1 protein-coding gene and 1 pseudogene are annotated in these 689 nt (G+C 61.4%); both read right to left on the bottom strand.

What is annotated here, in order from left to right; translation table 11 throughout:
* On the bottom strand, positions 1–225 hold a 225-nt coding region (locus AMYHA_RS27605), incomplete at its 3' end, for a transposase (RefSeq protein ID WP_196776920.1).
* 227 nt (positions 226–452) lie between these two features.
* Positions 453–689, bottom strand: a pseudogene (locus tag AMYHA_RS17190) (IS630 family transposase); the annotation flags it as partial.

A 689-nucleotide genomic window follows, 5' to 3' on the forward strand; every position in this document is an offset into this window, starting at 1 on the left:
CTGCTCCAGGACCCGGTTGCGCTTCTTCAACTCCCGCAACTCGGCCGACTCTTCCTTCGTAGCACCGGGACGGACACCGTCCTCGACATCGGCCTGCTGCAACCAGCGGTTCAGACAGGACTCGGAAATCCCGAAGTCCTTGGCGATCTGGCGCATCGGCGCTTCGCGCTTGCGAGCCACGGCGACGACGTCACGACGGAACTCGGCAGGGAACGGCTTCGGCATAGCGATCATCCTTCCAATGAGGACGAATCCTCACAGCTAAGGAGTCAACCGAACCCGGGGCAGTCCCCCACCTCTTCAACGTCCTCATCGCCCGCCCGATCAGCGACTTCAGCCACCGACTGCGCTGGTCACTCTGGCGACGGCAACACCAGTACCGCGCCAAAACCAGCCACTACCAGCGACGCGCACGAACCGAACCATGAACATCTCGATCTACCGCTGTCGTACTAGTGTCGTGTGTTTGAAGTGGTCTGACGGTTGGCTTTCTTGAGGGTTTGGTCTGGGGTTTTGGTCCAGACGAAGAGGTGGCAGCGGTCGTTCCAGCCGGTGATGAAAGCGCGGATTTTGGTGTTGAGGTCGCGCACGGAGCGGAAGCTGCCGCGGCGGATGGCTTGGCGCTCGATGATGCCGAACCACACCTCGATCAGGTTCAGCCACGACCCGGAGGTTGGGGTGAAGTGCAC

The sequence above is a fragment of the Haloechinothrix halophila YIM 93223 genome, from assembly GCF_000504245.1.
Taxonomy (GTDB): Bacteria; Actinomycetota; Actinomycetes; order Mycobacteriales; family Pseudonocardiaceae; genus Haloechinothrix_A; species Haloechinothrix_A halophila.